Raw genomic sequence first — 24277 nt, 5'->3', positions numbered from 1 at the left:
CAGCCTTCATTCTCTTGGGTAACATCTGCGCCCACTTTGACCGACGAGGTACAGCATGCGTCGCCCTATGGTAGCTGGTAACTGGAAGATGCACGGTACCCGCGCCAGCGTCGCTGAGCTGATCAACGGCCTTCGTCATCTGGCCTTGCCAAGCGGTGTTGATGTCGCGGTATTCCCGCCTTGCTTGCATATCAATCAAGTGATTGATGGCTTGAAAGGCAAGTCGATTTCGATCGGCGCGCAGAATTCTGCGGTGGAAGCCATGCAAGGTGCACTGACCGGTGAGATTGCTCCCAGTCAGTTGGTGGATGCAGGTTGTTCCCTGGTGCTTGTCGGGCACTCCGAACGCCGCCAGATAATGGGCGAGCGCGACGGGATGCTGAATCGCAAGTTCGCAGTGGCACAGGCATGTGGCTTGATTCCGGTGTTGTGTGTAGGGGAAACCCTCGAGCAGCGTGAAGCCGGTAAAACTCTTGAGGTTGTCGGGCGTCAGCTGGGCAGCATCATCGAGGAGCTGGGTGTCGGTGCCTTTGCCAAGGCAGTCATTGCTTACGAGCCTGTCTGGGCCATTGGTACCGGACTGACTGCAACGCCGCAACAGGCTCAGGATGTGCATAAAGCCATTCGCGAGCAGTTGGCGGCAGAGAATTCTGAAGTCGCACGAGGTGTGCGGCTTCTATACGGCGGCAGCGTGAAGGCGGCCAATGCGGCCGAACTGTTCGGCATGCCGGATATCGATGGGGGGCTCATTGGTGGAGCTTCCCTGAATGCAGATGAGTTCGGTGCGATCTGTCGCGCCGCGGGAAACTGAGAAAATGCTGGAAACAGTCGTAGTCGTTTTTCATCTGCTGGGTGCATTGGGCGTAGTTGCTCTGGTTTTGCTGCAGCAGGGTAAGGGTGCGGACGCTGGCGCGTCTTTCGGAGCAGGTGCTTCAAATACTGTGTTCGGAAGCCAAGGTTCCTCTACCTTTCTTAGTAAGTTTACTGCTATACTTGCCGCCGGTTTCTTCATAACCAGCTTGGGGTTAGGTTACTTTGCTAAAGAGAAGGCTCATCAGCTGACTCAAGCAGGTTTGCCAGATCCAGCAGTGTTGGAAGTACCTAAGCAACAACAACCGGCTTCTGATGATGTCCCGGTGCTTCAAGAGCAAAAGTCGGCTACTCCAGCGACTGACGTACCTCCAGCTCAAGAGCAGAAGTAAGAAGAGTTTCAAATGTAGTTTTGCCGAGGTGGTGGAATTGGTAGACACGCAACCTTGAGGTGGTTGTGCCCATAGGGTGTAGGGGTTCGAGTCCCCTTCTCGGTACCAATTAGTCAGGAGAGCCCGCTGTTGCGGGCTTTCTTGCAGGTGGAAGGTTACATTGACCCTATAAGGGATCGGTCGTATACTTCCGCCCCAGCTTTGTCGCGGGGTGGAGCAGTCTGGTAGCTCGTCGGGCTCATAACCCGAAGGTCGTCGGTTCAAATCCGGCCCCCGCAACCAGTTTAAGGAGCCCCTTTTCAGGGGCTTTTTGTTAGCTGGACACTTTCAACGCCGCTGTTCGACGGCGTTTCAAGGATGGGCGTTATGCCCATTTTTTTATTTTGCAAAGCATGCACATATCATGCGCTAGGGGGTTCAGGTGTCGAGCAAGCTAGAACAGTTGCAGGCCTTGCTGGCCCCGGTGGTCGTGGCCCTGGGCTATGAATGCTGGGGTATCGAGTTTTCGTCTCAGGGTCGGCACTCGATGTTGCGCGTTTATATCGATAAAGAGGGTGGCGTGCTGGTGGACGATTGCGCCATTGTCAGCCGTCAGATCAGCGGTGTACTGGATGTTGAAGATCCGATCACCAGCGAATACACCCTTGAAGTTTCCTCGCCAGGCATGGAGCGCCCACTGTTCACTCTTGAGCAGTTCGCCCAGTTCGTTGGTGAACAAGTGAAGATCAAGCTGCGCTCGCCTTTTGAAGGTCGACGCAACTTTCAGGGCCTTCTGCGCGGTGTAGAAGAGCAGGACGTCGTGGTGCAGGTAGATGACCATGAGTTCCTGTTGCCGATCGATATGATCGACAAGGCCAACATTATTCCCAGTTTTGACTGAGACGCGGATCCCGCGGATCCAATGGCTTGCGAAAGGCGAGGCGTACGATGAGCAAAGAAGTACTGCTGGTTGTTGAGTCGGTATCCAATGAAAAGGGCGTACCGGCAAGCGTAATTTTTGAAGCGCTGGAGCTGGCCCTGGCCACTGCTACCAAAAAGCGTTTTGAAGACGAAGTTGACCTGCGTGTGGAAATTAACCGCCACACCGGTTCTTACGAGACTTTCCGTCGCTGGACGGTCGTTGAAGAGAATGATCTCGACGATCCGGCCATCGAAACCTGGCCAAGCAAGGTTGCCGAAACGCATCCGGGTGCCAAGGTCGGCGACGTCGTCGAAGAAAAAATCGAATCCATCGAGTTCGGTCGCATCGCTGCACAGACTGCCAAGCAGGTCATCGTGCAGAAAGTTCGCGAAGCCGAGCGCGCTCAAGTGGTTGACGCTTATCGCGAGCGCCTGGGAGAAATCATCTCCGGCACCGTGAAAAAAGTTACCCGCGACAACGTGATCGTCGATCTGGGCAACAACGCTGAAGCGTTGCTGGCCCGTGAAGACATCATTTCTCGCGAAACCTTCCGTGTCGGCGTGCGTCTGCGTGCGCTGCTCAAGGAAATCCGCACCGAGAACCGCGGCCCGCAGCTGATCCTGTCGCGTACCGCGCCGGAAATGCTGATCGAGCTGTTCCGCATCGAAGTGCCGGAGATTGCCGAAGGCCTCATCGAAGTCATGGCTGCGTCCCGTGATCCGGGTTCGCGCGCCAAGATCGCTGTTCGCTCCAAGGACAAACGCATCGACCCGCAGGGCGCTTGCATTGGTATGCGCGGTTCGCGCGTCCAGGCAGTGTCGGGCGAGTTGGGCGGCGAGCGTGTTGACATCGTGCTGTGGGACGATAACCCGGCCCAGTTCGTGATCAACGCCATGTCCCCGGCCGAGGTTGCGGCAATTATCGTCGACGAAGATGCCCATGCCATGGACATCGCCGTTGGCGCAGATAACCTGGCTCAGGCCATTGGTCGCGGTGGTCAGAACGTGCGTCTGGCCAGCCAGTTGACTGGCTGGACCCTGAACGTGATGACCGAATCGGACATCCAGGCCAAGCAGCAAGCGGAAACCGGCGACATCCTGCGCAACTTCATCGACGAGCTGGAAGTCGACGAAGAGCTGGCGCAGGTGCTGGTTGACGAAGGCTTCACCAGCCTGGAAGAGATTGCCTACGTACCGGTGGAGGAGATGCTCAACATCGACGGCTTTGACGAGGACATCGTCAACGAGCTTCGCGCTCGTGCCAAGGATCGTTTGTTGACCAAAGCCATCGCTACTGAGGAAAAGCTGGCAGACGCCCATCCGGCCGAAGACCTGCTCTCGCTTGAGGGTATGGACAAGGATTTGGCGATGGAACTGGCGGTGCGCGGCGTAATTACCCGCGAAGACCTGGCCGAGCAGTCTATTGACGACCTGCTCGACATCGACGGCATTGACGATGATCGTGCCGGCAAGTTGATCATGGCCGCCCGAGCCCACTGGTTCGAGTAATTAGGCGCGGCCTGAGGAGAGAAGTGCATGACGCAAGTCACGGTGAAACAACTGGCCGATGAGGTCAAAACACCGGTAGAGCGCCTGTTGCAGCAGATGCGTGAGGCAGGTCTGCCGCACACCGCCGCCGACGAAAATGTGACTGACAGTGAGAAGCAGTCCCTGCTGACTCACTTGAAAAGCAGCCACAAGGCGAAAGTGGAAGAACCACGCAAGATCACGCTGCAGCGTAAAACCACCAGCACCCTGCGGGTGGCTGGTAGCAAGAGCATCAGCGTAGAAGTTCGCAAGAAGAAAGTTTTCGTACAGCGCAGCCCGGAAGAAATCGAAGCCGAGCGCAAGCGTGAACTGGATGAGCGTCGCGCAGTAGAAAATGCTGCCCGTCAGAAGGCTGAAGAAGAAGCCAAGCAGCGCGCCGAAGAAGAAGCGCGTCGCCAGCCTGCTGCTGCGCAAGCCGCTGCCAGCGATGCCGTTGCGGCACCGGCTGCTGTGGCCGAGCCTGTGCGCGAAAGCGCGCCGGTGGCTGCTGCTCCAGCGCCGTCTGCTGACGTTCGCAACAAGCAGAACGAACAGCGCCGTCCTGACAAGCCGCGTGCCGACGACAACAATCGTCGCAGCGGCGGTGGTGATGGCGAGCGTAAAAACGCTCCGCATCGCGCATCGGTCAAGGAAAAGGCCCCGGCTCCACGCGTGGCGCCACGCACTACCGACGAAGAAAGCGATGGCTTCCGTCGCGGCGGTCGCGGCAAGGCCAAGCTGAAGAAGCGCAACGCCCACGGTTTCCAGAGCCCTACCGGCCCTGTCGTGCGTGATGTGCAGATCGGCGAGACCATCACGGTTGGCGATCTGGCCAATCAGATGTCGGTCAAAGCGGCTGAAATCATCAAGTTCATGTTCAAACTGGGTACCCCAGCGACCATCAACCAGGTGCTTGATCAGGAAACTGCTCAACTGGTAGCCGAAGAACTGGGCCACAAAGTGACCCTGGTCAGCGACACCGCCCTGGAAGATTCCCTGGCCGAGTCCCTGAAGTTTGAAGGTGAGTCGTTCTCCCGTGCTCCTGTCGTGACCGTAATGGGCCACGTTGACCACGGTAAGACGTCCCTGCTCGACTACATCCGTCGTGCCAAGGTAGCTGCTGGCGAAGCCGGCGGTATCACCCAGCACATCGGTGCATACCACGTTGAGACTGATCGCGGCATGGTCACCTTCCTCGACACCCCGGGTCACGCTGCGTTTACCGCAATGCGTGCCCGTGGTGCCAAGGCGACCGACATCGTGATCCTCGTGGTTGCAGCCGACGACGGCGTGATGCCGCAAACCATCGAAGCGGTCCAGCATGCCCAGGCAGCTGGCGTGCCGCTGGTGGTTGCAGTGAACAAGATCGACAAGCCGGGCGCCGATCTCGATCGCATCCGCAGCGAGCTGTCGGTTCACGGCGTGACCTCCGAAGATTGGGGTGGCGACACACCATTCGTTCCGGTATCCGCCAAAATGGGTACTGGCGTGGACGAGCTGCTTGAAGCCGTCCTGCTGCAGGCCGAAGTGCTCGAACTGAAAGCGACTCCATCGGCTCCTGGCCGTGGTGTAGTGGTTGAATCGCGTCTCGACAAAGGTCGTGGCCCGGTAGCCACCGTGCTGGTTCAGGACGGTACGCTGCGTCAAGGCGACATGGTCCTGGTCGGTTCGAACTATGGCCGTGTACGTGCCATGCTCGACGAGAACGGCAAGCCGATCAAGGAAGCCGGTCCTTCCATCCCTGTCGAGATCCTCGGCCTGGACGGTACCCCGGATGCTGGCGACGAGATGAGCGTGGTTGCCGACGAGAAGAAAGCCCGTGAAGTGGCTCTGTTCCGTCAAGGCAAGTTCCGCGAAGTCAAACTGGCTCGCGCTCACGCCGGCAAGCTGGAAAACATCTTCGAAAACATGGGTCAGGCCGAGAAGAAGACGCTCAACATCGTCCTCAAGTCCGACGTCCGTGGTTCGCTGGAAGCGTTGAACGGTGCCTTGAATGGCCTGGGCAACGACGAAGTTCAAGTGCGCGTAGTGGGCGGCGGCGTCGGTGGTATCACCGAATCCGATGCCAACCTGGCACTGGCTTCCAACGCTGTACTGTTCGGCTTCAACGTGCGTGCCGATGCTGGCGCACGGAAGATCGTCGAGCAGGAAGGTCTGGACATGCGTTACTACAACGTGATCTACGACATCATCGAAGACGTCAAGAAAGCCCTGACCGGCATGCTCGGCAGCGATGTTCGCGAGAACATCCTGGGTGTGGCCGAAGTGCGTGACGTGTTCCGTTCGCCGAAGTTTGGCGCGATCGCCGGTTGCATGGTGATCGAAGGTGTTGTGCACCGTAACCGTCCGATCCGTGTACTGCGTGAAGACATCGTTATCTTCGAAGGCGAGCTGGAATCCCTGCGCCGCTTCAAGGATGACGCTTCCGAAGTACGTGCCGGCATGGAATGCGGTATCGGCGTGAAGAGCTACAACGACGTCAAAGTCGGCGACAAGATCGAAGTCTTCGAGAAGGTTCAGGTTGCTCGCAGCCTCTGACTCGCGCACTTCAAGGGCCACGATGCGCCGTAGCATGCAAATGCGCGGTGCAGCGTCCGGACTCTAAACGCAACGCCCGGTCTGGCATTTGTCAGGCCGGGCGTTTGCCGCTTTCAGACCTTGCGGGTTTCACCGCTGGGCAGTAACAGGTAACAAATCATGGCAAAAGAATACAGCCGTACCCAACGTATCGGCGATCAGATGCAGCGCGAGCTGGCTCAACTGATCCGTCGCGAAGTCAAAGACCCGCGCGTGGGTCTGGTCACCATCACCGCAGTGGAAGTCTCCCGTGACGTCGGTCACGCGAAGATCTTCATCACCGTGATGGGGCAGGACAACGCCGAAGACATCGCGCAAAGCATCAAGGTGCTGAATGCCGCCGCAGGTTTCCTGCGCATGCAACTGGCCCGTGAAATGAAGCTGCGCAGCGTGCCGCAATTGCATTTCCACTACGACGAATCCGTCGTGCGTGGCGCGCATTTGTCGGCGTTGATCGAGCGCGCTGTGGCTGAAGACAATCAGCACGTCGCGGCGCCTGCACCTGAAGACACCAAGGAGTAACTCGGTGGCTCAGGTCAAACGTATCCGTCGTAATGTCAGTGGCATCATCCTGCTCGACAAGCCGCTGGGGTTCACCTCCAACGCCGCGTTGCAGAAGGTGCGCTGGCTGCTCAATGCCGAGAAGGCCGGTCATACCGGCAGCCTCGACCCGTTGGCCACCGGCGTGCTGCCGTTGTGCTTTGGCGAGGCGACCAAGTTCTCGCAGTACCTGCTCGATTCCGACAAGGGTTACGAGACCCTGGCGCAGCTGGGCAAGACCACCACCACGGCCGATGCCGAGGGTGAAGTTTTGCAGGAGCGCCCGGTGACCGTTGGTCGCGCCGATGTCGAAGCGGTGCTGCCGAATTTTCGCGGGCAAATCAGTCAGATACCGCCGATGTACTCGGCACTCAAGCGTGATGGCCAGCCGTTGTACAAGCTGGCCCGTGCAGGCGAAGTAGTGGAGCGCGAACCGCGTTCTGTTACTATTGCGCGCTTGGAATTGCTGGCCTTCGAAGGCGATACTGCGCGTCTTGCGGTGGACTGCAGCAAGGGCACCTATATCCGCACCCTGGTGGAGGATATAGGCGAGCAACTCGGTTGTGGTGCGTACGTCGCAGAATTGCGCCGCACCCAGGCCGGGCCTTTCACCCTCGCGCAGACGGTGACCCTCGAAGAGCTGGAAGCGGTACATGCCGAAGGCGGCAACGAAGCGGTCGATCGCTTTTTGATGCCATCGGACAGCGGCCTGCAGGATTGGCCGTTGCTGCACTTCTCGGAAGCGAGCGCGTTCTACTGGCTCAACGGCCAGCCGGTACGTGCCCCGGATGCTCCGAAGTTCGGCATGGTACGGGTACAGGATCACAATGGTCGCTTCATCGGCATCGGTGAAGTGAGCGAAGACGGGCGCATCGCGCCACGTCGCTTGATTCGGTCGGAATGACCGGAACCGGCCTGTGTCACAGCAGGTCGGCGAGTGTGGCTGTCAACAGGCACGGTCACGACTCATTTATAGATACAGGGATTTGTCCCTGGCCTGTTGAAACTGTTTTTTTGAAACAGTTTCCTGATAAGGAAGGATTGCCTCATGGCTCTCGACGTTCAAGAAAAAGCTCAAATCGTTGCTGACTATCAGCAAGCTGTTGGTGACACTGGTTCGCCAGAAGTGCAAGTTGCACTGCTGACCGCCAACATCAACAAACTGCAAGGTCACTTCAAGGCCAACGGTAAAGATCACCACTCCCGTCGTGGTCTGATCCGCATGGTAAACCAGCGTCGCAAGCTGCTGGACTACCTGAAAGGCAAGGACGTGAGCCGTTACAGCGCTCTGATCGCTCGCCTGGGTCTGCGTCGCTAATCAGCGATTGCGCTATGAGGTTGGTTGTCTGCAAGTCGTCAGCGGTTCGCCGCTGGCACCTTGCAGGCTCCCAGCCTCAAGTTTTATCTGCGGCATGGCTTTACCTGTAGCACCCGGACAATCCACATCGGGCCGATTCCCGAGATTGCCCAAGAATTCGCAAGAAACCGTTTCCCCCAAGAGCCACAAAGAAGGTAGGACACCGTGAACCCGGTAATCAAAAAATTCCAGTTCGGTCAGTCGACCGTTACCCTCGAGACTGGCCGTATCGCCCGTCAGGCCTCCGGCGCAGTGCTGGTCACTGTTGACGACGACGTCAGCGTATTGGTGACCGTTGTCGGTGCCAAGCAAGCCGATCCGGGCAAGGGCTTTTTCCCTCTGTCCGTTCACTACCAGGAAAAGACTTACGCTGCCGGTAAGATCCCTGGCGGTTTCTTCAAGCGTGAAGGCCGTCCTTCCGAGAAAGAAACCCTGACTTCCCGACTGATCGACCGTCCGATCCGTCCGCTGTTTCCTGAAGGCTTCATGAACGAAGTGCAGGTTGTCTGCACCGTCGTTTCCACCAGCAAGAAGACCGATCCGGACATCGCTGCGATGATCGGTACCTCGGCGGCCCTGGCCATCTCCGGCATTCCATTCGACGGCCCGATCGGCGCCGCGCGCGTGGCTTTCCATGAAAGCACCGGCTACCTGCTGAACCCGACTTACGAACAGCAAGCCGCTTCGAGCCTGGACATGGTCGTTGCCGGTACTTCCGACGCCGTGCTGATGGTTGAATCGGAAGCCAAAGAGCTGACCGAAGACCAGATGCTGGGCGCGGTACTGTTTGCCCACGACGAGTTCCAGGTGGTGATCAACGCTGTTAAAGAACTGGCCGCTGAAGCTGCCAAGCCAACCTGGAACTGGGCACCACAACCAGAAGCCACCGAACTGCTGGGCGCTATCCGTGCCGAGTTCGGCGACGCGATCTCCCAGGCTTACACCATCACCATCAAGGCCGACCGCTACGCGCGTCTGGGCGAGCTGCGTGACCAGGTGGTTGCCAAGCTGTCCGGTGAAGAAGGCCAGCCTTCTGCTGCTGAAGTCAAAGCTGCGTTTGGCGAAATCGAATACCGCACCGTTCGCGAAAACATCGTCAACGGCAAGCCACGTATCGACGGCCGCGACACCCGCACCGTACGTCCGCTGAACATCGAAGTCGGCGTTCTGCCGAAGACTCACGGTTCGGCACTGTTCACCCGTGGCGAGACCCAGGCGCTGGTTGTTGCAACACTGGGCACTGCCCGTGATGCACAGCTGCTGGACACCCTGGAAGGCGAGAAAAAAGACCCGTTCATGCTGCACTACAACTTCCCGCCGTTCTCGGTAGGCGAGTGTGGTCGCATGGGTGGCGCTGGTCGTCGCGAAATCGGTCACGGCCGTCTGGCCCGTCGTTCGGTTTCGGCCATGCTGCCAGCCGCTGACGTGTTCCCGTACACCATCCGTGTGGTGTCGGAAATCACCGAATCCAACGGTTCGAGCTCGATGGCTTCCGTCTGCGGCGCTTCCCTGGCCCTGATGGACGCCGGTGTACCGATGAAGGCACCGGTTGCCGGTATCGCCATGGGTCTGGTTAAAGAAGGCGAGAAATTCGCCGTCCTGACCGACATCCTCGGTGACGAAGACCACCTCGGCGACATGGACTTCAAGGTAGCCGGTACCGCCAAAGGCGTTACTGCGCTGCAGATGGACATCAAGATCAAGGGCATCACCGAAGAAATCATGGAGATCGCTCTGGGCCAGGCCCTGGAAGCGCGCCTGAACATCCTCGGTCAGATGAACCAGATCATCGGCCAGTCGCGTACCGAGCTGTCGGCCAACGCACCGACCATGATCGCGATGAAAATCGACACCGACAAAATCCGTGACGTTATCGGTAAAGGTGGCGCGACCATCCGTGCGATCTGCGAAGAAACCAAGGCTTCGATCGATATCGAAGACGACGGTTCGATCAAGATCTTCGGCGAAACCAAGGAAGCTGCAGAAGCTGCTCGTCAGCGCGTTCTGGGTATCACCGCCGAAGCCGAGATCGGCAAGATCTACGTCGGCAAGGTTGAGCGCATCGTCGACTTCGGCGCGTTCGTCAACATCCTGCCGGGCAAGGACGGTCTGGTGCACATCTCGATGCTGAGCGACGCTCGCGTAGAGAAAGTCACCGACATTCTGAAAGAAGGCCAGGAAGTGGAAGTGCTGGTACTGGACGTGGACAACCGCGGCCGTATCAAGCTGTCCATCAAAGACGTGGCAGCTGCCAAGGCTTCGGGCGTTTAATCACCCCCCAGCCTTAGCGCAATGAAGATGCCCCGCCGTGCAAACGGCGGGGCATTTTTTTGCCAGTGAAATACCCGGGCATTCTGCGAAGTTGCCGGACCACAACAGCGGTGCTAGTTTTAGCCCACCGCCCGTGTAGCTCAGCCGGTAGAGCAGCGCACTCGTAACGCGAAGGTCGCAGGTTCGATTCCTGTCTCGGGCACCAACTCCTCCAGCGCGCTACCTCGATTCATGTTCCGCAAGTCAGCTTTTTGTGCGAGAGATGTAAAGAGCCGTGTAATTCGTCATGCAAACGTCCTATATTCGGTGCCTGCATGAGCATCGCTTAGCAGTTTTCAGATGATCCCGAATGGTTCCGAAGGCCGGCCACGCCGCGTCAGAGAGATCCTTGATGATCCAGATCCATCCTCCATTCTTAAGATCAACGAGAACGCCATGACTGAATTAACTCAAGAGCAGCGTCACGAACAAGCGCTGGAAAAATACCTTCAGGACGTGCCCGATCTGAAGGAAGAGATCAAGGACTTGAGTCCCGATGATCAGAAAGACCAGATTCAGTGGGCCTTTGAAGACGAAGCCGAGGCTCAGGGCTTGCAGCCGTGGGAGCTGACGCTCAAGTACACCAGCACGCCGGAGGAGTTCGAGGCCCAACGCCTCGTGCTGCACAGAGAGGCGGCTGAAGTATTGGGTGTCGAATGGGATGAATACTGCGAGATGAACAACCTCGTCGTATAACGGCAGCGACTAGCTTCAAGCTGCAAGCGGCAAGTCAAAGCAGATGCGCTGTGGCTTGCGACTTGTAGCTTGTAGCTTGAAGCTTGCCGTTGGTGTTAGAGGCTGAGACGCATCGATAGGTCTACGGCTTTAACATCTTTGGTCATCGCACCAATCGAGATGTAATCCACTCCGGTTTCGGCGATCGGCAGCAGCGTGCTTTCGTTGATGCCGCCGCTGGCTTCGAGCTTGGCCTTGCCGCCGTTCAGGCGCACGGCTTCGCGCATGTCGTCCAGGCTCAGCTCATCGAGCATGATGATGTCGGCACCGGCGTCCAGTGCCTCTTTCAATTCCTGCAGACTTTCCACTTCGATCTCGACCGGTTTGCCCGGGGCGATCTTGTGCGCGGCTGCGATGGCTTCGGTGATACCGCCGCTGGCCGCGATGTGGTTTTCCTTGATCAGGAAGGCGTCGTACAGGCCAATGCGATGGTTATGGCAGCCGCCACAGGTCACGGCGTATTTCTGCGCCAGACGCAGGCCCGGCAGCGTTTTACGCGTGTCGAGCAACTTGACCTCGGTTTGCCCGACGAAGTCGGCCAGGTACTGCGCGCGCGTCGCCACGCCGGAGAGCAGTTGCAGAAAATTCAGCGCGCTGCGTTCACCGGTCAGCAGCGAACGCGCCGGGCCTTCCAGATGAAACAGCGGTTGATTGGGTTTGACCCGTTCGCCATCGATCACTTGCCAATGCACCGCAACGCGCGGATCGAGCTGGCGAAACACCGCATCGACCCACGCCGTGCCGCAGATGACGGCGTCGTCACGGGTAATGATGGTGGCTTTGGCCAGACGTTCGGCCGGGATCAGTTGTGCGGTGATGTCGCCGCTGCCGACGTCTTCGAGCAACGCACGGCGCACGTTGGCTTCGATTTCGGCGGTCAGATCGGCGAGACGTAGATTCGGCATAACGGGCTCCACAAACAAAGTGGCCCGATTATAGGGGCAGGGCGCGAGCCAACCCAAGGTGAGAACAGGCGTGCCGGCCTGCAGCCGGTCGATTTTCTTTGAGCAAACCGGCGATAGCGTGGTCATTGAAGGGGCGCTGCTAGGGGAAACCCTGACGGCTATGGCGCGGGTGACACGTTATGAAAGATAATCCGCCTTGCATTTGACGTCATAGCATTGACGTCTGATGTCGCCAGAATGGCTGGGACTTGTGGGAGCGAGCCTGCTCGCAAATGCATTTTTTCAGTGACATTGATGCGGCTGACACACCGCTATCGCGAGCAGGCTCGCTCCCACGGGGGAATGGGGTTGTTTGATCGAACGAATCACCGTTTCAGGAGGCTTGGATGCACAGCGACGGAAAAGTAGTGCCTTTGCACAAGGCTGCTATCGATCAGGCGAATCACGCGCCGCTCGCCCGCCTGCCGGTGATTCTGCTTCAGGTCCGCGACAAGGCCGCGCAGCAATTGCGCCACGGTTTGCAGGAACTGTTCGATAACGCCGACGACACCCTGTTCGAAATGGCCGACCGGGCGCGCAACGATGTCGAGCAGAACATCTTTTTCGAAGCCATGCGCGACCTGCGCCTCAAGCGCAAACACATCGAACGCGGCTTTCTCGATCTGTTTTTCGAAGCCTTTGTCGGCCTGACCCAATACGACCCTACCCACAATGCCTTGCCGCGCACGCTGCTGTTCGACGAGGCGGCGGCGCGCACAGACGACATGGAGCGCAGCGTGGCGATCGAGACCATGGTCCGTCGCGTGCTCAAGCGTGACGGCTTCGCCCTCGATCAGTTGACGGCGCGGCTCAACGCGTTGCTCGGCAAGACCCTCGACGATCAACACAACCCGCTCGGGCCGGCGCTGCTCTGCGAATTTTTCCTGCAGGCCGGACGTAATCTGGGCGTGGAGATCAAGGTCAAGCTGATCCTGCTCAAGCTGTTCGAGCGTTATGTGCTGGCCGAAACCGAGCAACTCTACGCCGAAGCCAATCAACTGCTGCTCGCCACCGGCGTGTTGCCAGAATTGAAACCCGCGCCGGCGCGGCGTGCGCTGGATCGTGCCGCTGCCCAGGTCGAGCGCGACGAGCGTGAGGAGTTGCCGCCCGCCGATGACGATGTGCAGGAAGTCTTCGCCGCGTTGCAGCAGTTGCTCGTGCAAGTGCGCGGCACGGTCGCGCCGACCCTGGAGCCGAGTGCTGCGGCGCAACCGATCTCCACCCGGGACCTGCTGCGTCTGCTCTCGCACTTGCAGCACTACGTGCCGGCGCTGGCGACTCAGGATGATTTCGATCTGCGCAACCAGCTCGAACAACTGCTGACCCGGGTCAGTGTCAGAAGCGGCAAGTCGCGGATCGTCGGCGATGCGGACGAAGACGTGATCAACCTGATCGCCATGGTTTTCGACTGCATTCTCGAAGACCGCAATGTGCCGGATTCGCTCAAGGCACTGATCGCCCGTTTGCAGATTCCGATGCTCAAGGTGGCGGTGCTCGACAAAAGTTTCTTCAGCCGCGGCACGCACCCGGCGCGGCGCCTGCTCAACGAAATCGCCGAGGCGGCGATGGGCTGGGGCGATTTTGACGGCGACGCGCGCGACAGTTTGTATCTGCGCATCGAACAAGTGGTGCAGCGCTTGCTCAGCGATTTCGTCGATGACCCGGCGATTTTCTCGGAGCTGCTGGCTGACTTTCTCGCCTTCACCAGCGATGAACGCCGCCGCAGCGAATTGCTGGAACAGCGTTTGCGCGATGCCGAAGAAGGCCGGGCCCGAACCGAACTGGCGCGGCGCCGGGTTGAGCAGGTGTTGAATCAGGCGTTGCTGGGCAAAACCCTGCCGCCGTCGGTGGTCACGTTTGTCGAGAACGCCTGGAGCAAGGTCCTGCTGCTGACCTGCCTCAAGCATGGCGATCAGTCCGCCGAATGGCAGGCCGACGTGCAGACCATGGAACAACTGGTCTGGAGCGTGCAGCGTCATGAAGACGCCGAATCCAGCCTGCGCCTTCTGGCGCTGGTGCCGGGGCTGCTCAAGTCGTTGCGTGATGGCTTGAACAGTTCGGCATTCGATCCGTTTGCCACCAGCGAGTTTTTCAGCGAACTCGAAGCGCTGCATGTCAGTGTGCTGGAGCGTTCCGCTGAAGCCGATCAAGCCGCGCCCATGGTCGAGGTGTCGCAAAAAATCGTGCTGCCCGCCGACGAGGGCGACACCACGTTGCCAACGGTGCGCCTGCCCCACGATGACCCCGGTCTGCGCCAGGTCGAGCAATTGCGCGTGGGCAGTTGGGTGGCGTTTACCGAAGACGACGAGCACACCCTGCGCTGCAAACTCGCGGCGATCATCGAAGCCACCGGCAAATATGTCTTCGTCGATCGCACCGGAATGAAAGTGCTCGAGCGCAGCAGGACCGCGCTGGCCCTGGAGTTGCGCCGCGGTGTTGCACGTGCGCTGGACAATACCTTGCTGTTCGACCGTGCGCTGGAGTCGGTGCTGGGCAATCTGCGCCGACTCAATCGCGCCAAGTGATCGCGCGCCGGTGGCCGATCACGGCATACTGGGCGCCAACACAGTCGGCGTTGAAGGAATCGGTATGCAGTTGGATCCCGCTAGCGGGTGGTGTCACGGGGTGCAGGTCTGCCCATCGCCCAACTTCAATGAACGCCCGAGTGGCGAAATCTCCTTGTTGGTCATCCACAACATCAGCCTGCCGCCGGCGCAGTTCGCCACCGGCAAGGTTCAGGAGTTTTTCCAGAACCGTCTGGATGTCACCGAACATCCCTATTTTGCAGGGATTGCCGACTTGCGCGTCTCGGCGCATTTTCTGATTGAACGTGACGGCACGGTCACCCAGTTTGTCTCCTGTCTGGAGCGGGCGTGGCACGCGGGTGTCTCGGTGTTCGAAGGGCGCGAGACCTGTAACGATTTTTCCGTGGGCATCGAGCTCGAAGGCACCGATGATCAGCCGTTCACCGATGCGCAGTACCAAGCGTTGATTGCGTTGACCCGGCAGTTGCAATCGGCATTTCCGGCGATCACCCAATCACGCATCTGTGGCCACAGTGATATTGCCCCTGGGCGCAAGACCGATCCTGGCCCGGGGTTCGACTGGACGCGTTACCGCGCGGCCCTGGCACAAGAGGAAGGACAATGAGTTTTCTGGTGTTACTGCTGGCGCTGTGGATCGAGAAATTTTCGGCCTTGCGCCATCGGGTTCAACGCGATGGCGGATGGATCCGCGAACTGCACAAGCTCGAAAGCAGCCCGCGCATGGCGGGCAAACCGTGGCTCGTGCTGACGATCCTGGTGCTGCTGCCGGTGGCGTTGCTGGCGCTGTTGCTGCTGGTGCTGGAGCCGGTGGCGTATGGCTTGCTGGCCTTGCCGGTGCATTTGCTGGTGGTGATTTACAGCCTCGGCCGTGGCGATCTGCTCGGCGGGCTCGGGCCGTTTCGCGATGCCTGGCGCCGCGAGGATCTGCAAGCGGCGGCCCACGTCGCCAAACGCGATCTGAATATCTGCGCCGACAGCGGCGAGCAGTTGCTCGAGCGCGTGCAGGCGCATTTGTTGTGGCAGGCCTACCAGAGTTTCTTCGCGGTGATTTTCTGGTACTTCGTTCTCGGGCCGGTGGCGGCACTCGCGTATCGCTTGCTGGCGCTGGCTCAGGAAAATGGGCAGAACCCGGCGCTGGTCGAGCGCGCCGCGCAACTGCGCCATGCGTTTGATTGGTTGCCGGTACGTTTGCTGGCGGCGAGTCTGGCGCTGGTCGGCAACTTCGTCGCGGTCAGTCGGGTGATGCTGCATGAATTGCTCAACTGGAACATCAGCGCGGCGCAGTTGATCAACCGGGTCGGCCTGGCGGCCGGAGAGATCCCGCCACCGGCGGTCGGATTAGAAGGCATCAACATCCTCGACTGCCTGTGGGAACTGCTGCTGCGCGCAGCCGTGCTGTGGTATGCCGGATTTGCCCTGTGGACCGTGCTGGTGCATTGATCCCGACGTGCCGAGGGCGCAACGCCCTCGGCAGCGCTGCCGTTAACCTTAAGTTACAAAAACTCCCTTCGATTTGAGCTATACAGAGATAGCGCCCGATAGTGGCTATCTGCTGTCGCTGCGCGCCTGCCAATAAAAACAAGAAAAACCAAGGGAGACTTCCAGTGAAGAGCTTGCTCTATCCCGCCGTCTCGCTGATGAACCGCTTGAGCTTCGGCATGAAGTTCAGCCTGATCAGCGTGCTGTTCCTGGTGCCGATGCTGGTGACCAACTTTTATCTGGTGCGTGATTCCTATCGCGAATTTCAGGGCACCCGGATTGAGCTGCAGAGCCTCGACCTCCTGGGCAGCAGCCTGGCCCTGCGCCGCGATCTGGAAACCCTGAACAACCTGGTGCAGATCAATGTCACCCTCGGCCAGTCCGGCAAAGCCGGGAATGTCGAAGCGCAGATCACCACGCTCGAACAAACCGTGCTGACGCGTCTGCAAGGGCTGGCGGCGATGACCGACGACCCGGAACAGATCAAGCTCTTCGATGGCAAACGCGATGAAATGATTGCCGCGTTCAAGGCCCAGCAGGCGGAAAACTCGCTGCAAAGCAAAAGCGCGTTGATCGGCAAACTGCTCACCAGCGCGCAAATCTTCAGCCAGATCATCAGCAGCCAGGCCGGTTTGAGCCGCGACAACCAGGGCGATATTCGGCAGCTCACTGAGCTGGTGACGCTCATTACGCCCAGCGTCACGCAAACCCTCGGCGAGGGTCGGGCGATGGGTTCCTACTCTCTGGGCCAAGGGTTTCTCAACAGCGCATCGAGCACCCGTTTCGATGAGTTACTGGTGCAGATCGAAAAGCTTCAGGCCGAATATGGCCTGAAACTGCAGGACGCCCTCGCGTCCAGCAGCGCCGCGCATGAGTCGCTCAATGCCCCGGCAGAGAGCAGCAAGGCGTCGTTGAAACAGGCCAGCGAACTGTTTGAAGAGCAGGTGGTGATGGCCGACACCCTCGATGCGCCGTGGCAAGCGTTTTACGACCAGGTCACCGGACTGATCGACAAGACCTACCAGCTCAATGACGCCACGCTGAAATTTCTCGACCGGCAATTACAGCAACGCTTGACCGAGAACCGCACGCACATGGTCCTGCAGGCGGTGGCGCTGTCGCTGGTGTTTGTGCTGATTTTCTATCTTTACGGCGGCTTCTACGCCTCGACCCGCACCACGCTCAAACGCCTCGGCGCGATGATGGACAACGTGGCGGCCGGCGATATGACCGTCAACTTCAAGGCCAGCAGCCGCGATGAGCTCGGCGAGCTGGGCGAGGTGTTCAACGGCACCGTGAAGAAGATTCACGACCTGATCGAGCGAGTCGGTCAGACCGTCGCTGAAGTCGAGCGCCAGGCCGGGCAGGTGGAAAACGTCTCGGCGCAAAGCAATCTGGCGGTTGCCGGTCAGCGCACGCAGATCGAGCAAGTGGCAACGGCGATGAACCAGATGTCGGCGACCTCGCTGGAGGTCGCGCGCAGCGCCGCCGCCGCAGTCAGTAGCGCTCACAGCGTCAATGACGAGACCGTCAGCGGCCGTGGTCTGGTCGAGTCGCAGCAGGGCAGCATTGCTGCGCTGGCCAGTGAAATCGACCAGTCGGTACTGGTCATCAATCAGTTGGCCAGCGACAGCCAGTCGATCAGCCGCGTGCTCGAAGTGATCAAGAGCATCGCCGAACAAACCAACCTGCTGGCGCTCAACGCCGCGATTGAAGCCGCGCGTGCCGGCGAGCAGGGACGTGGTTTTGCCGTGGTCGCCGACGAAGTGCGCACCCTGGCCAAACGCACTCAGCAATCGACCGAAGAAATCGAGCAGATGATTGCCAAACTGCACGGCGGCGTCGGCGCGGCGGTGAAAGCCATGGGCATCAGCCATCAGATGGCCAACGGTACCGTTGACCAATCGGCCAAGGTTCAGCAGGCGCTGGAAAACATCCTCGGCGCGGTGGGCATGATCGTCGATCAGAACCAGCAGATCGCCGCCGCGGTTGAACAGCAGACCGCCGTCGCCCACGACATCGACCAGAACATCGTCGAAATCAACCGCGCCGGCGAGCGCACGGCGCAAGGCGCGCACCAGACCGAAGATGCCAGCCGGGCGCTGTCGGCGCAGGTGGTCGAGCTTAAACAACTGATCAGCGCGTTTCGCGTCTAGGCCTTACACCGATCCCCTGTAGGAGTGAGCCTGCTCGCGATAGCGGTGTGTCAGATAAAAATTTGTAACTGACACTCCGCTATCGCGAGCAGGCTCACTCCTACAGGGGGGGGCGATGTGTTACCAGTCGAACACTTCGCAGCAGTTGGCGGTGCTGGCGGCGGCCAGTTGTTCAGGTGCGATGTGCATCAATTCAGCCAGCGCCGCACAGATCGCCGGCAGATGCGCCGGGCTGTTGCGCTGGCCCGGGTACATCGCTGGCGCCATGTCCGGTGAGTCGGTTTCCAGCACCACCGACTCCAGTGGCAACTGCGGCAGCACCCGATGCATGCGCAATGCCTGCGGCCAGGTCGGTGCGCCGCCCAGGCCCAGTTTGAAACCGAGCTTGATGTATTCGCGCGCTTCTTCGCGGCTGCCGGCGAAGGCGTGGATGATTCCCGCGCGTTTGAGCTTGAAGCGTTTGAGCGTGGCGATCACCGCCGCGTGGCTACGGCGTACATGGATCAGCGCCGGCAGTTGGAAGTCTGCGGCCAGTTGCAGTTGCGCCTCGAACAGCGTCTGCTGGCGCTCGCGGTCGAGGGTTTCGATGAAGTAGTCCAGACCGATCTCGCCCACCGCGCACAGTTGCCGATGACCGTACAGGCGCGTCAGCCAGTCCCCCAGTCTCTGCAAGTCTGCGGACTGATGCTGATCGAGAAACACCGGGTGCAGACCAAACGCCGCGTATAGATCCGCATCGCTCTGCACCAGATCCCACACCCGCTGCCAGTTACCGGTGTGCACGCCAAGCACCACCATCCGCCGCACGCCGAGGGCGCGGCTCTCGGCGAGCAACGCCGAGCGATCGGCGTCGAAGTCGGGAAAGTCCAGGTGGGTGTGGCTGTCGATCAGCTCCACGGTTCAATCCCGGTGAATACGCTGCTTGAACGTACGCGCGATGGCTTGCACGCCGGGGGCGTACTCCGATTGCTCGACGGCGGCGAGCGCCAGTTCCAGCGCCTTGTCGGCGATCAACTGGTGCTGCTGGGCCATGGCATTGACCGGCAGCGGCAGGAAATCCAGCAGTTGCGTGTCGCCGAAAGTGCCAAGACGCAGCGGCCGCGATTTCAGCGGGAAATCATGCAGCGCATCGAACACGCCCTGCAGCAAAACGTAGGACGTGGTGATCAGCGCGTCGGGCAAATGTCCCAGACGTTGCAGGAGTTCTTCCATCAATTGCTGGCCGCATTCACGGCTGAACGCCTCGGCGTGCTCGACCAGCACTTCGCCTTGGAAATCGCTCAGTGCCTGGCGGAAACCGGCGGCACGTTCCTGGCTAATGCTCAGTTCCGGACGCGCGCCGAGCAGCACGATCTGCTTCGGCTGCGGGTCGAGCAGGCTTTGGGTCAGGTGCAGGCTGGCTTCGCGGTCGTCACTGATCACCGAGCAGAAATGCTCCGGCTCCATGACCCGGTCGATGGCGATGATCGGCAGCCCTTTGGCCTGCAACTGCCGATAACTGTCATCGCTGGCCGGCAGGCAGCTGGCGACGATCAGCGCATCGCAGCGCCGCGCGCGGAACAGTTGCAGCAACTGCCGTTCGCTCTCCGGCGCATCGTCGGAGCTGGCGATCAGCAATTGATAACCGCGAGCCCGCGCGCCTTGCTCCAGCAGCTTGGCGATTCGCGCGTAACTGGGGTTTTCCAGATCCGGCAGAATAAAGCCCAGCGTGCGCGTATGCCGGCTGCGCAGGCCGGCCGCTTGCGGGTTTGGAGTAAAGCCGTGCAAGTCCACTACCGCGCGCACGCGCTCGACGGTCGCATTGCTGATGCGCTGCTGTTCGGCCTTGCCGTTGATGACGTAGCTGGCGGTGGTCACGGACACGCCGGCCAACCGCGCGATATCACTGAGTTTCAAACCGGGATTTCCTTGTTTTTTCGAGCTTGCCTCGACATTTTCGCCAATCCTACCCGATTCGGGCAGGCGACCTGTTGCCTACGCACTTCCGACAAGTTGGACTTCAACGATGAGACATTATCGAGTAACGTGCCGATCAATCTAGATTAAACGTTTCAGCAAGCGTATTTTCTACGTTTTAGACGCCTTTGCCCGGTTCTGCCGTAAAACCGCCAAAACGGCCGCTCAAAAAGCGCGGCCGAGCGCCTAAGCTGTGACCATCAAAACAATACCTGGCCTGTATCGGGCCAAAAAGGAGATTGCATGCTCGAGCTCACTATAGAGCAGATATCCATGGGCCAAGCGGCCTTGGATAAACCCGCCGCCCTGCAACTTTTGGCCGATCACCTGGTTGCCGATGGCCTGGTCGCCGATGGCTATCTCGCCGGCTTGCAGGCCCGGGAAGCCCAGGGCTCGACCTTTCTCGGCCAGGGTATTGCCATTCCTCATGGCACCCCGGAAACCCGCGATCAGGTATTCGCCACCGGCGTGCGCCTGATGCAGTTTCCCGAGGGCGTCGATTGGGGCGATGGGCAGATTGTCTATCTGGCGATCGGCATCGCGGCCAAATCCGATGAACACCTGCGCCTGTTGCAGCTGCTCACCCGCGCCCTCGGCGAAACCGACCTGGGCCAAGCCCTGCGCCGCGCCAGTTCGCCGGAAGCGCTGCTGAAGTTGCTGCAAGGCGCGCCGCAGGAGCTGGCGCTGGACGCGCAGATGATCGGCCTCGGCGTTTCTGCCGACGATTTCGAAGAACTGGTCTGGCGTGGCGCGCGTCTGCTGCGTCAGGCCGATTGCGTCAGCAATGGTTTTGCCGGCGTGTTGCAGCAGGTCGAAGCACTGCCGCTCGGCGATGGCCTGTGGTGGCTGCACAGCGAACAGACCGTGAAGCGCCCGGGCCTGGCGTTCGTCACCCCGGACAAACCGATGCGTTACCTCGGCCAGCCGCTCAGCGGTCTGTTTTGTCTGGCCAGCCTCGGCGAAGCGCATCAGGCGTTGCTCGAGCGTTTGTGTGCGCTGCTGATCGAAGGTCGCGGTCATGAATTGGGCCGCGCCACCAGCAGCCGCAAAGTCCTCGAAGTGCTCGGCGGTGAGCTGCCTGCCGACTGGCCGAGCGCGCGCATTGCGCTGGCCAACGCCCACGGTCTGCATGCGCGGCCGGCGAAAATCCTCGCGCAACTGGCGAAGAGTTTTGACGGCGAAATTCGTGTACGGATCGTAGACAGCCAGGACAGCGCCGTGTCGGTCAAAAGTTTGAGCAAATTGCTCAGCCTTGGCGCCCGGCGTGGTCAGGTGCTGGAGTTGATCGCCGAGCCAGGCATCGCCGCCGATGCCTTGCCAGCACTGCTCGCCGCCATCGAAGAAGGCCTCGGCGAAGAAGTCGAGCCGCTGCCCGCCGTCAGTCAGCAGCGTGAAGTGATGGCCGACATTGCCGAGGTGCTGGTCGCCCCGGCCTCAGGCAGCCTGCTGCAAGCGATTCCGGCAGCGCCGGGCATTGCCATCGGCCCGGCGCATGTTCAGGTTCAGCAGCACATTGATTACCCGTTGCGCGGCGAGTCCGCCGCGATCGAGCGTGAGCGGCTGACGCAAGCGCTGAGCGAGGTGCGCACAGACATTCAGGGCCTGATCGAACGCAGCAAGGCCAAAGCCATTCGCGAGATCTTCATCACCCACCAGGAAATGCTCGACGACCCGGATCTGACCGACGAAGTCGACACCCGCCTCAAGCAAGGCGAGAGCGCCGAAGCGGCGTGGATGGCGGTGATCGAAGCCGCGGCGAAACAGCAGGAAGCGTTGCAGGACGCCTTGCTCGCCGAGCGCGCGGCGGATCTGCGCGACATCGGTCGCCGGGTGCTGGCGCAGTTGTGCGGCGTGCAAACCGCGAGCGAGCCTGAGCAGCCGTACATTCTGGTGATGGACGAAGTCGGCCCGTCCGACGTCGCACGTCTGGACCCGATGCGCGTCGCCGGGATTCTCACCGCCCGCGGCGGCGCCACCGCGCACAGCGCAATCGTTGCTCGTGCCCTCGGCATTCCGGCGCTGGTTGGCGCAGGCGCGGCGGTGTTGCTGCTGGAGCCGGGCACGCCGTTGCTGCTCGACGGCCAGCGCGGGCGTCTGCATGTCGACGCCGATGCCGCGACCCTCAAACGTGCCGCCGAAGAACGCGACACCCGCGAGCAGCGCCTGAAGATCGCCGCCGAACAACGCCATCAACCGGCACACACCACCGACGGTCATGCCGTCGAAGTGTTCGCCAACATCGGCGAAAGCGCCGGTGTCACCAGCGCGGTGGAGCAGGGCGCCGAAGGCATCGGTCTGCTGCGCACCGAACTGATTTTCATGGCCCACCCGCAAGCGCCGGATGAGGCTACGCAGGAAGCCGAATACCGCCGCGTTCTTGATGGCCTCGCCGGGCGTCCGCTGGTGGTGCGTACGCTGGATGTCGGCGGCGACAAACCGCTGCCGTATTGGCCAATCGCCAAAGAGGAAAACCCGTTCCTCGGCGTGCGCGGCATTCGCCTGACTTTGCAGCGTCCGCAGATCATGGAAGCGCAACTGCGCGCCTTGCTGCGTTCGGCCGACAACCGACCGTTGCGGATCATGTTCCCGATGGTTGGCAGCGTCGAAGAGTGGCGCCAGGCCCGTGACATGACTGAACGTCTGCGTAAGGAAATCCCGGTTGCCGATCTGCAACTGGGGATCATGATCGAAGTGCCGTCCGCCGCGTTGCTCGCGCCGGTGCTGGCCAAGGAAGTCGACTTCTTCAGCGTCGGCACCAACGACCTGACGCAATACACCCTGGCCATCGACCGTGGTCACCCGACCTTGTCGGCACAGGCTGACGGCTTGCACCCGGCGGTGCTGCAACTGATCGACATCACCGTGCGCGCGGCCCATGCCCATGGCAAATGGGTCGGCGTCTGCGGCGAGCTGGCGGCGGATCCGCTGGCGGTGCCGGTGCTGGTCGGCCTCGGTGTCGATGAACTGAGCGTGTCCGGCCGCAGCATTGCCGAAGTCAAGGCGCGCATCCGCGAACTCAGCCTGACCCAGGCGCAAACCCTTGCTCAGCAGGCCTTGGCCGTGGGCAGCGCCAACGAAGTGCGCGCACTAGTGGAGGCCCTGTAATGGCCAGCATTCTTACCCTGACCCTCAACCCGGCGCTCGACCTCACCGTCGAGTTGCCGCGGCTGGAGGCCGGTCAGGTCAATCGCAGCGACGAAATGCACACCCACGCTGCTGGCAAAGGCGTGAACGTCGCGCAGGTCCTCGCCGACCTCGGCCATCAACTGACGGTCAGCGGTTTTCTTGGTGCGGACAATCTGCAAGCGTTCGAAACGCTGTTCGCCAAACGCGGCTTTGTCGACGCATTCATCCGCGTGCCGGGCGAGACGCGTAGCAACATCAAGGTCGCCGAGCAGGATGGCCGCATCACCGACATCAACGGTCCCGGGCCGGTGGTCGATGCCGCGGCGCAGCAAGCGTTGCTCGACCGTCTGCTGCAAATCGCACCGGGGCATGACGCGGTGGTGGTCGCCGGCAGTTTGCCGCGCGGGGTCACGGCGCAGTGGTTGCGTGAGCTGATCGAAAAACTCAATGCGCTCGGCCTGAAAGTCGCCCTCGACTCCAGCGGCGAAGCGTTGCGTGCGGCATTGCAGGCCGGGCCTTGGCTGATCAAGCCGAACACCGAAGAACTGGCCCATGCGCTCGGTTGTGAAGTGGTTTCTCCACTCGCCGAAGCGCAAGCCGCCGCCCAGTTGCACGCGCAAGGTATCGAGCATGTGGTGATCTCCCACGGCGCAGACGGCGTGAACTGGTTCAGCGTCGGCTCGGCGCTGCATGCGACGCCGCCGAAGGTCAGCGTCGCCAGTACGGTCGGTGCCGGTGATTCGTTGCTGGCCGGCATGCTGCACGGTTTGCTCAGCGCCGATACGCCCGGGCAAACCCTGCGCACGGCCACCGCGATTGCCGCGATGGCGGTGACCCAGATCGGTTTCGGCATCAACGATGCCGCGCAACTGGCGCAGCTCGAACAGGGCGTGCGCGTGCGTCCCCTGACAGAACAATAAGA

19 protein-coding genes, 3 tRNA genes and 1 pseudogene are annotated in these 24277 nt (G+C 60.5%); 20 read left to right on the top strand and 3 right to left on the bottom strand.

Translation table 11 applies throughout. The annotated features are described in order from the left end of the window. Positions 1 to 55: 55 nt before the first annotated feature. The 13 genes from tpiA to J3P75_RS23760 all read left to right on the top strand — a co-directional run bounded on the left by tpiA (position 56) and on the right by J3P75_RS23760 (position 11109). Entirely contained in the window at positions 56 to 811 is a 756-nt protein-coding gene (gene tpiA / locus J3P75_RS23820) for a triose-phosphate isomerase (protein WP_434708398.1), read from the top strand. Between the two features lie 4 nt (positions 812 to 815). After that, positions 816 to 1202, top strand: coding sequence for a preprotein translocase subunit SecG (secG, locus tag J3P75_RS23815; protein ID WP_027610782.1), 387 nt, complete (start codon positions 816 to 818; stop codon positions 1200 to 1202). 22 nt (positions 1203 to 1224) lie between these two features. Continuing rightward, a tRNA-Leu gene (locus J3P75_RS23810) sits at positions 1225 to 1310 on the top strand. Positions 1311 to 1407: 97 nt separating this feature from the next. Further along, positions 1408 to 1484, top strand: a tRNA-Met gene (locus J3P75_RS23805). Between the two features lie 139 nt (positions 1485 to 1623). Continuing rightward, positions 1624 to 2082 (top strand): ribosome maturation factor RimP, encoded by a 459-nt coding sequence (gene rimP / locus J3P75_RS23800; RefSeq protein ID WP_434708397.1) that lies wholly within the window; start codon positions 1624 to 1626, stop codon positions 2080 to 2082. A gap of 47 nt (positions 2083 to 2129) precedes the next feature. Continuing rightward, positions 2130 to 3611, top strand: a complete 1482-nt coding sequence (gene nusA / locus J3P75_RS23795; protein WP_024011569.1) for a transcription termination factor NusA — start codon at positions 2130 to 2132, stop codon at positions 3609 to 3611. 27 nt (positions 3612 to 3638) lie between these two features. Further along, positions 3639 to 6167, top strand: a complete 2529-nt coding sequence (gene infB / locus J3P75_RS23790) for a translation initiation factor IF-2 (protein ID WP_090281712.1) — start codon at positions 3639 to 3641, stop codon at positions 6165 to 6167. Between the two features lie 159 nt (positions 6168 to 6326). Continuing rightward, positions 6327 to 6728 carry a 30S ribosome-binding factor RbfA gene (rbfA, locus tag J3P75_RS23785; RefSeq protein WP_016771753.1) on the top strand — a complete coding sequence of 134 codons (402 nt, stop codon included), beginning with the start codon at positions 6327 to 6329 and terminating at the stop codon, positions 6726 to 6728. 4 nt (positions 6729 to 6732) lie between these two features. Next, complete coding sequence (gene truB / locus J3P75_RS23780) at positions 6733 to 7650, top strand: tRNA pseudouridine(55) synthase TruB (RefSeq protein ID WP_203420702.1); 918 nt, start codon at positions 6733 to 6735, stop codon at positions 7648 to 7650. A 144-nt stretch (positions 7651 to 7794) separates the two neighbouring features. Further along, complete coding sequence (gene rpsO / locus J3P75_RS23775) at positions 7795 to 8064, top strand: 30S ribosomal protein S15 (RefSeq protein ID WP_011332409.1); 270 nt, start codon at positions 7795 to 7797, stop codon at positions 8062 to 8064. A gap of 204 nt (positions 8065 to 8268) precedes the next feature. After that, positions 8269 to 10374 carry a polyribonucleotide nucleotidyltransferase gene (pnp, locus tag J3P75_RS23770; RefSeq protein ID WP_090281714.1) on the top strand — a complete coding sequence of 702 codons (2106 nt, stop codon included), beginning with the start codon at positions 8269 to 8271 and terminating at the stop codon, positions 10372 to 10374. Positions 10375 to 10503: 129 nt separating this feature from the next. Beyond that, positions 10504 to 10579, top strand: a tRNA-Thr gene (locus J3P75_RS23765). A gap of 230 nt (positions 10580 to 10809) precedes the next feature. Further along, positions 10810 to 11109: a DUF6388 family protein gene (locus tag J3P75_RS23760; RefSeq protein WP_434708396.1), complete on the top strand. Its 300-nt coding sequence runs from the start codon at positions 10810 to 10812 to the stop codon at positions 11107 to 11109. Positions 11110 to 11204: 95 nt separating this feature from the next. Here the strand turns inward: J3P75_RS23760 and nadC are convergent, their stop codons facing one another. Then, positions 11205 to 12053, bottom strand: a complete 849-nt coding sequence (nadC, locus tag J3P75_RS23755) for a carboxylating nicotinate-nucleotide diphosphorylase (RefSeq protein WP_434708395.1) — start codon at positions 12051 to 12053, stop codon at positions 11205 to 11207. Positions 12054 to 12439: 386 nt separating this feature from the next. Between nadC and J3P75_RS23750 the strand changes: the two genes are divergently transcribed. From J3P75_RS23750 to J3P75_RS23730, 5 genes and pseudogenes are all read left to right on the top strand, one after another. Next, positions 12440 to 14617 (top strand): DUF1631 domain-containing protein, encoded by a 2178-nt coding sequence (locus J3P75_RS23750; RefSeq protein ID WP_434708394.1) that lies wholly within the window; start codon positions 12440 to 12442, stop codon positions 14615 to 14617. A 64-nt stretch (positions 14618 to 14681) separates the two neighbouring features. After that, positions 14682 to 15242, top strand: a complete 561-nt coding sequence (gene ampD / locus J3P75_RS23745) for a 1,6-anhydro-N-acetylmuramyl-L-alanine amidase AmpD (RefSeq protein WP_434711364.1) — start codon at positions 14682 to 14684, stop codon at positions 15240 to 15242. Beyond that, positions 15239 to 16078 (top strand): regulatory signaling modulator protein AmpE, encoded by an 840-nt coding sequence (gene ampE, locus J3P75_RS23740; protein WP_434708393.1) that lies wholly within the window; start codon positions 15239 to 15241, stop codon positions 16076 to 16078. Before ampD ends, ampE begins: the two co-directional genes overlap by 4 nt. A 197-nt stretch (positions 16079 to 16275) precedes the next feature. Continuing rightward, positions 16276 to 17367, top strand: a pseudogene (locus J3P75_RS23735) (methyl-accepting chemotaxis protein); the annotation flags it as partial. Beyond that, positions 17344 to 18273, top strand: coding sequence for a methyl-accepting chemotaxis protein (locus tag J3P75_RS23730; protein ID WP_434711362.1), 930 nt, complete (start codon positions 17344 to 17346; stop codon positions 18271 to 18273). The pseudogene J3P75_RS23735 and the gene J3P75_RS23730, both read left to right, overlap by 24 nt. A 120-nt stretch (positions 18274 to 18393) precedes the next feature. Here the strand turns inward: J3P75_RS23730 and J3P75_RS23725 are convergent, their stop codons facing one another. Together J3P75_RS23725 and cra are read right to left on the bottom strand one after the other, a co-directional pair. Further along, positions 18394 to 19170 carry a TatD family hydrolase gene (locus J3P75_RS23725; RefSeq protein WP_434708392.1) on the bottom strand — a complete coding sequence of 259 codons (777 nt, stop codon included), beginning with the start codon at positions 19168 to 19170 and terminating at the stop codon, positions 18394 to 18396. Between the two features lie 3 nt (positions 19171 to 19173). Continuing rightward, the gene (gene cra, locus J3P75_RS23720) at positions 19174 to 20169 is read right to left on the bottom strand and encodes a catabolite repressor/activator (protein ID WP_434592424.1); all 996 of its coding nucleotides are present in this window, start codon (positions 20167 to 20169) and stop codon (positions 19174 to 19176) included. A gap of 303 nt (positions 20170 to 20472) precedes the next feature. On the opposite strand from cra, the gene ptsP reads away from it, so the two are divergent. Continuing rightward, entirely contained in the window at positions 20473 to 23334 is a 2862-nt protein-coding gene (gene ptsP / locus J3P75_RS23715) for a phosphoenolpyruvate--protein phosphotransferase (RefSeq protein WP_434708391.1), read from the top strand. Further along, complete coding sequence (gene pfkB / locus J3P75_RS23710) at positions 23334 to 24275, top strand: 1-phosphofructokinase (RefSeq protein WP_434708390.1); 942 nt, start codon at positions 23334 to 23336, stop codon at positions 24273 to 24275. The genes ptsP and pfkB overlap by 1 nt, the downstream gene beginning before the upstream one ends. Positions 24276 to 24277: the final 2 nt, after the last annotated feature.

The organism is Pseudomonas sp. R1-1 (genome assembly GCF_051132135.1).
Lineage (GTDB): Bacteria > Pseudomonadota > Gammaproteobacteria > Pseudomonadales > Pseudomonadaceae > Aquipseudomonas.
This window is presented reverse-complemented; position numbering and strand designations above follow the sequence as displayed.

Excerpts from the sequence above, each read along its gene's own strand:
- tpiA (WP_434708398.1), top strand. The coding sequence starts at position 56 with ATGCGTCGCCCTATGGTAGCTGGTAACTGGAAGATGCACGGTACCCGC.
- secG (WP_027610782.1), top strand. The coding sequence starts at position 816 with ATGCTGGAAACAGTCGTAGTCGTTTTTCATCTGCTGGGTGCATTGGGC.
- nusA (WP_024011569.1), top strand. The coding sequence starts at position 2,130 with ATGAGCAAAGAAGTACTGCTGGTTGTTGAGTCGGTATCCAATGAAAAG.
- infB (WP_090281712.1), top strand. The coding sequence starts at position 3,639 with ATGACGCAAGTCACGGTGAAACAACTGGCCGATGAGGTCAAAACACCG.
- rbfA (WP_016771753.1), top strand. The coding sequence starts at position 6,327 with ATGGCAAAAGAATACAGCCGTACCCAACGTATCGGCGATCAGATGCAG.
- rpsO (WP_011332409.1), top strand. The coding sequence starts at position 7,795 with ATGGCTCTCGACGTTCAAGAAAAAGCTCAAATCGTTGCTGACTATCAG.
- J3P75_RS23760 (WP_434708396.1), top strand. The coding sequence starts at position 10,810 with ATGACTGAATTAACTCAAGAGCAGCGTCACGAACAAGCGCTGGAAAAA.
- nadC (WP_434708395.1), bottom strand. The coding sequence starts at position 12,053 with ATGCCGAATCTACGTCTCGCCGATCTGACCGCCGAAATCGAAGCCAAC.
- J3P75_RS23750 (WP_434708394.1), top strand. The coding sequence starts at position 12,440 with ATGCACAGCGACGGAAAAGTAGTGCCTTTGCACAAGGCTGCTATCGAT.
- ampD (WP_434711364.1), top strand. The coding sequence starts at position 14,682 with ATGCAGTTGGATCCCGCTAGCGGGTGGTGTCACGGGGTGCAGGTCTGC.
- ampE (WP_434708393.1), top strand. The coding sequence starts at position 15,239 with ATGAGTTTTCTGGTGTTACTGCTGGCGCTGTGGATCGAGAAATTTTCG.
- J3P75_RS23730 (WP_434711362.1), top strand. The coding sequence starts at position 17,344 with ATGACCGTCAACTTCAAGGCCAGCAGCCGCGATGAGCTCGGCGAGCTG.
- ptsP (WP_434708391.1), top strand. The coding sequence starts at position 20,473 with ATGCTCGAGCTCACTATAGAGCAGATATCCATGGGCCAAGCGGCCTTG.
- pfkB (WP_434708390.1), top strand. The coding sequence starts at position 23,334 with ATGGCCAGCATTCTTACCCTGACCCTCAACCCGGCGCTCGACCTCACC.